This is a genomic window from Streptomyces triticagri (assembly GCF_003429565.1).
Taxonomy (GTDB): domain Bacteria; phylum Actinomycetota; class Actinomycetes; order Streptomycetales; family Streptomycetaceae; genus Streptomyces; species Streptomyces triticagri.
Genome location: NZ_QUAK01000026.1, coordinates 1 through 8,207 on the forward strand (window position 1 = coordinate 1; position 8,207 = coordinate 8,207).

At 70.6% G+C, this 8,207-nt stretch carries 6 protein-coding genes and 3 pseudogenes; all 9 read left to right on the plus strand.

Annotated elements, in window-relative coordinates; translation table 11 throughout:
• A pseudogene (locus tag DY218_RS05965) lies at positions 1-1,190 on the plus strand (nitrate- and nitrite sensing domain-containing protein); the annotation flags it as partial.
• Positions 1,191-1,199: 9 nt separating this feature from the next.
• Positions 1,200-1,613, plus strand: coding sequence for a roadblock/LC7 domain-containing protein (locus DY218_RS05970; RefSeq protein ID WP_128554858.1), 414 nt, complete (start codon positions 1,200-1,202; stop codon positions 1,611-1,613).
• A 105-nt stretch (positions 1,614-1,718) separates the two neighbouring features.
• On the plus strand, positions 1,719-2,129 hold the full coding sequence (locus DY218_RS05975; RefSeq protein WP_128554854.1) for a DUF742 domain-containing protein: 411 nt from the start codon (positions 1,719-1,721) through the stop codon (positions 2,127-2,129).
• Positions 2,110-2,697: a GTP-binding protein gene (locus tag DY218_RS05980; RefSeq protein ID WP_119295149.1), complete on the plus strand. Its 588-nt coding sequence runs from the start codon at positions 2,110-2,112 to the stop codon at positions 2,695-2,697. The genes DY218_RS05975 and DY218_RS05980 overlap by 20 nt, the downstream gene beginning before the upstream one ends.
• A 392-nt stretch (positions 2,698-3,089) precedes the next feature.
• The gene (locus DY218_RS05985; protein WP_128554855.1) at positions 3,090-6,440 is read left to right on the plus strand and encodes a sensor histidine kinase; all 3,351 of its coding nucleotides are present in this window, start codon (positions 3,090-3,092) and stop codon (positions 6,438-6,440) included.
• A gap of 10 nt (positions 6,441-6,450) precedes the next feature.
• Positions 6,451-6,864 (plus strand): roadblock/LC7 domain-containing protein, encoded by a 414-nt coding sequence (locus DY218_RS05990; RefSeq protein ID WP_119295247.1) that lies wholly within the window; start codon positions 6,451-6,453, stop codon positions 6,862-6,864.
• Positions 6,865-6,954: 90 nt separating this feature from the next.
• Entirely contained in the window at positions 6,955-7,530 is a 576-nt protein-coding gene (locus tag DY218_RS05995) for a DUF742 domain-containing protein (protein ID WP_128554856.1), read from the plus strand.
• A pseudogene (locus DY218_RS34865) lies at positions 7,511-7,709 on the plus strand (ATP/GTP-binding protein); the annotation flags it as partial. The gene DY218_RS05995 and the pseudogene DY218_RS34865, both read left to right, overlap by 20 nt.
• A gap of 1 nt (position 7,710) precedes the next feature.
• Positions 7,711-8,158 (plus strand): annotated as a pseudogene (locus tag DY218_RS06000) (GTP-binding protein); the annotation flags it as partial.
• Positions 8,159-8,207: the final 49 nt, after the last annotated feature.

The window sequence follows — 8,207 nt, forward strand, 5'->3', positions numbered from 1 at the left end:
GCTCGCCGCGCACCGGCGGACCGGGCGGCCCCGGCGGCAGGCCCGGTGGACCGGGTCGGCCCGGCGCGGCACCCGGTGGGCCCGGTGCCCCCACGGGTCCCGGTCGTGGTGCGCCCGTACCGCCCAACGGTCCCCAGCGTGGGCAGCAGCAGGGCCCGTCCGGTGGCCGTCAGCCGCAGTTGCCGCCGCGCGGTGGGCCGCGCGCCGAGCTGCCCGGCGGCAACCCGAAGCCGCGGGTGCCCGCCTGGAGCGACGAGAACGCCAACCCGCAGGTCCCCGCGCCGGACACCGCGCGCGAGCACCGCGAGACCGACTCGACGACGCAGTTCCAGCGGCCCGCGGGCTTCCAGCGCCCCGGTGGCAACGGTCCTGCGGACAGCCGCCAGGGCCCCGGCTCCACCGAGGAATTCGCCCGCCCGGACTTCAACGGACCGCGCCCCGACGGCGTCCCGCACGGCAATCCGTCGAACCCGGTGCCGCCGGCCGGCGCCGCGCCGCAGCGCCCGCAGGGCGGCCCCCGGGCGAGCCTGCCCGGACCGGACCGTGGGCAGAACGGCGCGTACCCGCCCGGACGCCCGCAGGCCGCGCAGCCCGGCCAGGCACCGCAGCAGGGCCACGGCTCCCGGGACACCGCGGACTTCGCGCTCCCGCGTCCGCCGCAGCAGCCCGCGCCGCAGGCTCCGCAGTCGCCCGACGACCTGCCGCCGGCCGGTCCCGGCGACGGCCGTACGCCGCTCTACGACACCCTGGAGACCAACTGGTTCCGGGGCCAGCAGGCCGGCGCACCGGCGGGCAACGGCCGCCCGGAGCCGCAGCAGCCCCCGCAGGACGCCGCACCGCAGCAGCCGGGCGCGGCCCCGGTGCCGCCCGCACCGGAGGCTCCCCCGGTCACCTCGACCACGTGGCGCACCTCGCCGAACGACGAACTCGTCCGCCAGGCCGAGCGCGTCAAGCAGCCGACGGCGGGCGGGGTCACCACCTCCGGCCTGCCGCGCCGGGTCCCACGGGCGAACCTCGTGGCGGGCACGGCGGAACAGCAGCAGCACCAGGGTGGTCCGCAGGTCTCGCGTGCACCTGATGAGGTACGCGGCCGGCTGACCAAACTCCGTCGGGGCATCCAGCAGGGCCGCGACGCCGGAACCGGCCAGACCGGCAGCTTCCCCCGTCCCTCTCACCAGCAGGAGCGCTAGTTGAGTCCGATGAGCCAGGCGGCGCAGAATCTGAACTGGTTGATCACCAATTTCGTGGACAACACCCCCGGGGTGTCGCACACGGTGGTGGTGTCGGCCGACGGTCTGCTGCTCGCGATGTCCGAAGGTTTCCCGCGTGACCGCGCCGACCAGTTGGCCGCGGTCGCCTCGGGCCTCACCTCGCTGACCGCCGGGGCCTCCCGGATCTTCGAGGGCGGCCCGGTCAACCAGACCGTGGTGGAGATGGAACGAGGCTTCCTCTTCATCATGTCCATCTCCGACGGCTCGTCCCTCGCGGTGCTCGCGCACCCCGAGTGCGACATCGGCCTCGTCGGATACGAGATGGCCCTTCTCGTCGACCGGGCGGGCACCGTGCTCACCCCCGACCTGCGGGCCGAACTGCAGGGCAGCCTGCTCAACTAGCCCGGCCGAACACCGCACACACCAACCGTCCGGCCGTCCCCAGATCCCCCCACCGGCCCAAGTCAGACGGCACGCCGACCACTTGCTGTCCCGCCCGGAGGATTCATGACCCCGCCCACCGCCTCTCACGATCCGTACGGAGCTTCACAGCAGGCCCCGTACGGGCCCGAGGGCGACCAGCCGCTGGTACGTCCGTACGCGATGACCGGCGGCCGGACCCGGCCGCGCTACCAGCTCGCGATAGAGGCGCTGGTCAGCACCACGGCCGACCCGGCCCAGCTGATGGGGCTGCTCCCCGAGCACCAGCGGATCTGCCACCTGTGCCGTGAGGTCAAGTCCGTGGCCGAGGTCTCGGCGCTGCTCTCGATGCCGCTCGGTGTGGCGCGCATCCTGGTGGCCGACCTGGCCGAGGCGGGACTCGTGGCCATCCACCAGCCCGGCGGCGACGAGAACGCCGGCGGTCAGCCTGATGTGACACTGCTCGAAAGGGTGCTCAGTGGACTTCGCAAGCTCTAACGATCCGGGCTCGTCAGGGCGTTCCACCACCAGCGCGAAGATCGTGGTGGCGGGCGGATTCGGCGTGGGCAAGACCACGTTCGTGGGCGCCGTCTCGGAGATCAACCCGCTGCGTACCGAGGCCGTGATGACCTCGGCGTCGGCCGGGATCGACGACCTCACGCACACCGGGGACAAGACCACCACCACGGTGGCGATGGACTTCGGGCGTATCACCCTCGACCAGGACCTGATCCTGTACCTCTTCGGTACGCCGGGCCAGGACCGCTTCTGGTTCATGTGGGACGACCTGGTGCGCGGCGCGATCGGCGCCGTCGTCCTCGTCGACACCCGCCGGCTCGCCGACTGCTTCCCCGCCGTCGACTACTTCGAGAACTCCGGCCTTCCGTTCGTGGTCGCCCTGAACGGCTTCGACGGTCACCAGCCGTACGCGCCCGAGGAGGTGCGCGAGGCGCTGCAGATCGGCCCGGACACCCCGATCATCACGACGGACGCCCGGCACCGCGCGGATGCCAAGAGCGGTCTGATCACTCTGGTCGAGCACGCGCTGATGGCGCGGCTGCGCTGACGGCGACGAGGTCGGGTCCCGCTTCGGCGGGACCCGTCCGAGGTAGCAAGTGCACACGGGCATACGGCAGTTGGCGTAGGCGGTGTGGAGGTTCCTGTGTCGTTTGACACGATCCGCTGGTGTGTTCATAACGTTTCGACAGTGAATTCAACAGGCGCCGACACCCCACGCGGTCGCTCGGTATCGCTGCGCTCACATGGGCCCCGCCATTTGGCGGGGCTCGCTCTTTATGACCGATTTATCTGCGGTCCAGGTCACGCGGAACGAAGTCTTCACACTGTTTGGAAGAGCCCCGCCTGACGTGCTGGAATGCGTCGAACTGCCCAGTAGGACGGGCGAGGAGACGACAGCGGCACAACATGTGGTGCCGACGCCGAGAGGTTGTTGGTCGAGTGAGGCGAAGCAAGAGCAGTCCCGAGCCGTCGGCCCGGGGCAACTTCACCCCGCCGCCGCGGACAGCGGCGCCGCCGCCCGAGATACCCGGGTCCGAGCCGGTGGCGCCCACCACCGGCGGTGGCGGACGCCTTTCCCCGCGCAACTGGCGCGTGCCGGTACGGCTGAACGCGATTCTGCTGATACCCGTACTCGTCGCCATCGTGATGGGCGGATTCCAGGTCCGGAACTCCGTGGACACCTGGAGCGAGGCCGAGGACGCCGAGAAGACCGCACTCGTCGTGCGCGCCGCCGAGAACTACGGCCAGGCGCTGCTGAACGAGCGTGACCTCTCCGCCGCTCCGCTGCTGCTCGGCAAGGGCGAGACCGAGCAGGTCAAGAAGGTGCGTGCGGCGACCGACGAGGCGAAGACGAACTTCGACCAGGTCGTCGAGGACATGCCCGCCAAGCAGGGCCTCGAGCGCCGCCTCGCCCTCTTCAAGAAGAGCGAGTCCCAGCTCGACGGTCTGCGCAAGAAGGCCTTCACGCGCGCGATGGACCCGGTGAAGACCGAAGAGGGCTACGTCACCGTCCAGCACTCCCTGATGGAGTTCGCGAACGAGCTCGGCCTCGGCACCGGCAACATCACGAGCTACGGCCGCACCGTCTACGCGGTCTCGCTCGCGAAGGCCGCCGCCTCGCTGCAGCGCTCGATCGGCACCCACCTCCTGGTCCGCCCGAGCCAGGACGAGGACACCCGCAAGGCCCAGCTCACCGCCTTCAACTCGTACGCCTACCTGGAGAACATCGCCCTCGGCGAATACGTCTCCGCGGGTACCGAGCAGGACGAGAAGGCCCTGCGGGCCGTCATGAAGGGCAAGCAGGACGAGGGCAAGAAGAAGATCGCCGCCGCCGCGAAGCAGGCCCGCGAGGCCGGTCAGCCCTTCGTCGCGCCGCCCGCGATCGACGAGATGATCCAGCGCGTCGGCTCCGGCGCCCGGCCCTCGACCCTCGCGAAGCAGGGCATCACGCCCGAGACCTTCATGGCGACCAACACCGCGAAGTTCGAGGGCTACCGCGAGATCGAGACCGGCCTGGTCGACAAGGCCGTGACCGAGGCCGCCCAGATCTCCGACGACGCCAAGCGCGACGCGTACATCACCGGTGCGATCGTGGTCGCCGCGGTGCTCGCCGCCTTCCTCATCGCCGGCCTCATGGCCCGCCAGATGAGCCGCAACATGCGCCGGCTGCGCTCGGCCGCCTTCGACGTCGCCGAGCAGCGCCTGCCGTCGCTCGTCGACCAGCTGTCGCGCACCGAGCCGGGCCGGGTCGACACCCGGGTCCAGCCGATCCCGATCAATACCCACGACGAGATCGGCGAGGTGGCCCGCGCCTTCGACCAGGTCCACCGGGAAGCGGTACGGCTCGCCGCCGAGCAGGCCCTCCTGCGAGGCAACGTCAACGCGATCTTCACCAACCTCTCGCGCCGCAACCAGTCGCTGATCGAGGGCCAGTTGACCCTGATCACCGACCTGGAGAACAACGAGGCCGACCCCGACCAGCTGGAGAGCCTGTTCCGGCTCGACCACCTGGCGACCCGTATGCGCCGCAACGGCGAGAACCTCCTGGTGCTCGCCGGCGAGGAGCCGGGCCGCCGCTGGGACCAGCCGGTCCCCCTTGTCGACGTGCTGCGCGCCGCCTCCTCCGAGGTGGAGCAGTACGAGCGCATCGAGCTGTCCGGCGTACCGGAGGCCGAGATCCACGGCCGCGCCGTGACCGACCTCGTGCACCTGCTCGCCGAGCTCCTGGAGAACGCCACCACGTTCTCCTCGCCGCAGACCAAGGTGCGGGTCACCGCCACCCGGCTGCCCGACGGCCGCGTGATGATCGAGATCCACGACAAGGGCATCGGCCTCACCGCCGAGGACTTCGCGGACATCAATCACCGGCTCGCCAATCCGCCGACGGTGGACGCCGCGATCTCCCAGCGCATGGGCCTCTTCGTGGTCGGCCGGCTTGCCGACCGGCACGGTGTGCGCGTCCAGCTGCGGCCGTCCGGCGAGCAGGCGGGCACCACGTCGCTCGTCATGCTGCCCGACGCGATCACGCACGGCGGTGGCGGCAGCGATCTGCCGGAGAGCGAGTTCACGGTCTCGCAGATCATCCCCGAGCAGCTGGCGGCCGATCCGTCCTACCAGGCTCCCCCGCTGCGTACCGCGGCCGAACTCGGCTTCGACGACAGCCGCTACCAGGACATCCCGGACGACGCCCGTGACCTCGACCCGGTCGGCCGGTCGCTGATGCGCGAGGAGCGCCGCGCCGCGCTCGAGGCGCAGGCGGGCAACCGCCCGATGTTCCGCGACGAGATCGAGGCCGCGCCGCAGGGCTACGACGGCCGGTCCGCGTCCGAGAACGGCGCCGGCTACGACGGCGGGCCCGGTTACGACGACCGTTCTGCGTACGACGAGCAGGCCGCGTACGGCGAAGGCGCCGGCTATCAGGACCAGCCCGGCTACGACGAGCAGCCCGGCCCGGGCTACCAGGACCAGGGCTACCCCGACCAGGGTGGCCATGTGGACGAGCAGGGTGCCTACGTGGACGAGCAGGGGTACCTCCAGGAGGCCGCCCCCGATCCGTACGCAGCCGCGGACGGCTACCGGGACGGCGGCTATGCGGAGGCGGGATTCGATGACCGCGGTGCCTTCCTGGCGGGCGGGCAGGACCAGTTCGGCGGCTTCGGGGAGCAGTCTCACCAGGGCGACTGGCAGGACCAGTCCGGCTACCAGGGCGATTTCGACCAGTCCTACGGGCAGGAAGCGGAATCTGCTCCGGGGGGCCGCGGAGACGACCGGGAGCGCGTAGGCTTCGAGCGTCCAGGACCGGCCCCGAGCACCGTCCACGAGATGACCGCAGCGGGTCTGCCCCGTCGCGGCACCACCGCGCCCACCGGCAGCAACGGCCAGGGACCGCACCAACCGCGGGGAGCCGACCAGGGCACTCCCCCGGAGTCCCAGGCGTCCGGGTCGCTGTTCGGGAACGGCAGCGGCGACACGGGGTCCGGCGGCAGCGACAACTGGCGTTCTGCGAACGACTCCCGCTGGGAGCGTGCCGAGCAGCTGCGGCAGCCGAGGGCCGGCGGGGTCACCCAGTCCGGTCTGCCGCGGCGGGTGCCCAAGGCCAATCTGGTCGAGGGCACCGCGGAGCAGACCCCGCAGGGCGGCCCGCAGGTCTCCCGCGCTCCCGAGGACGTCCGCGGCAGGCTCAGCAACCTGCGTCGTGGCGTACAGCGGGGGCGTGAGGCAGGAAGTGATTCGAACGGCCAGGCCAGCGGAAACGGTGGGCCTGGTGGCAACTACAACCAGGAGCGTTAGTGTGAGCCCGATGAGCCAGGCGGCGCAGAACCTGAACTGGTTGATCACCAACTTTGTGGAGAACACCCCAGGGGTGTCCCACACGGTGGTGGTCTCCGCCGACGGACTCCTTCTGGCGATGTCCGAAGGCTTCCCGCGCGACCGTGCCGATCAGCTTGCGGCGGTCGCCTCCGGTCTGACCTCGCTGACCGCCGGGGCTTCCCGGATCTTCGAGGGCGGCCATGTGACGCAGACCGTTGTGGAGATGGAGCGCGGATTTCTTTTCCTCATGTCCATTTCTGACGGCTCTTCCCTCGCGGTGCTTGCACACCCGGAGGCGGACATCGGTCTCATCGGGTACGAGATGGCCCTTTTGGTCGACCGTGCGGGCACCGTTCTCACCCCGGACCTCCGTGCGGAACTGCAGGGGAGCCTTCTCAACTAGCTGACGGCCGGTGCGGTTTAAGGCCTTGTGGCCTTAAAGTTCGGGACGCGGCACCAGTGATGGTGTCCGGCATGATCGGAGGAGGAGAACGTGGCAACACCCCCAGACGGTTCGTCTTCGGGCAACTGGTCGTACGGCCAGGGTCAGGGCAGCGGCATGCCGCCCAACCGCTTCAACTTCCCCTCTGCGCCGAACCAGCGGCGGGGGCCTCACGCACCGCCCGCGCAGCAGCCCTACGAGCAGCCGCAGGCACCCCGGATCCAGCCCGTACAGCCGCAGCGCCGTGGCCCGGAGCCGGGGACCCAGTCGCCGGCCGGCGGCCGCCACAACCCCCTTGTGCGCCCGTACGCCATGACCGGCGGGCGCACCAGGCCGCGGTACCAGCTCGCCATCGAGGCGCTGGTGCACACCACGGCCGAACCGCACCAGATGCAGGGGCAGTTGCCCGAGCATCAGCGGATCTGCCAACTGTGCCGGGAGATCAAGTCCGTAGCGGAGATCTCGGCACTGCTCACCATTCCCCTCGGCGTGGCCCGGATCCTCGTCGCCGACCTGGCGGAGGCCGGACTTGTCGCCATCCACCAGCCCGGCGGCGACGAGAGCGCCGGCGGCCAGCCTGATGTGACACTGCTCGAAAGGGTGCTCAGTGGACTTCGAAAGCTCTAGCGGCGCGACCCGCTCCACCACCAGCGCGAAGATCGTGGTGGCGGGCGGATTCGGCGTGGGCAAGACCACGTTCGTGGGCGCCGTCTCGGAGATCAACCCGCTGCGTACCGAAGCCGTGATGACGTCCGCATCCGCGGGCATCGACGACCTCACGCACACCGGGGACAAGACCACCACCANAGCCGTGATGACGTCCGCATCCGCGGGCATCGACGACCTCACGCACACCGGGGACAAGACCACCACCACGGTGGCCATGGACTTCGGCCGCATCACCCTCGACCAGGACCTGATCCTGTACCTCTTCGGTACGCCGGGCCAGGACCGCTTCTGGTTCATGTGGGACGACCTGGTGCGCGGCGCGATCGGCGCCGTCGTCCTCGTCGACACCCGCCGCCTCGCCGACTGCTTCCCCGCCGTCGACTACTTCGAGAACTCCGGGCTCCCCTTCGTCATCGCCCTGAACGGCTTCGACGGACACCAGCCGTACAACCCGGACGAGGTCCGCGAGGCGCTGCAGATCGGTCCCGACGCTCCGATCATCACGACGGACGCCCGGCACCGCGCAGACGCCAAGAGCGCCTTGATCACCCTGGTCGAGCATGCGCTGATGGCGCGGCTCCGGTAGGTGCTGCAGCATGCAAAGGCCGTGGGCCCCGTCCTGATCAGGACGGGGC

Coding starts and splice junctions, on each gene's coding strand:
- DY218_RS05975 (WP_128554854.1), top strand. CDS start 1,719: ATGACCCCGCCCACCGCCTCTCACGATCCGTACGGAGCTTCACAGCAG.
- DY218_RS05990 (WP_119295247.1), top strand. CDS start 6,451: ATGAGCCAGGCGGCGCAGAACCTGAACTGGTTGATCACCAACTTTGTG.
- DY218_RS05970 (WP_128554858.1), top strand. CDS start 1,200: ATGAGCCAGGCGGCGCAGAATCTGAACTGGTTGATCACCAATTTCGTG.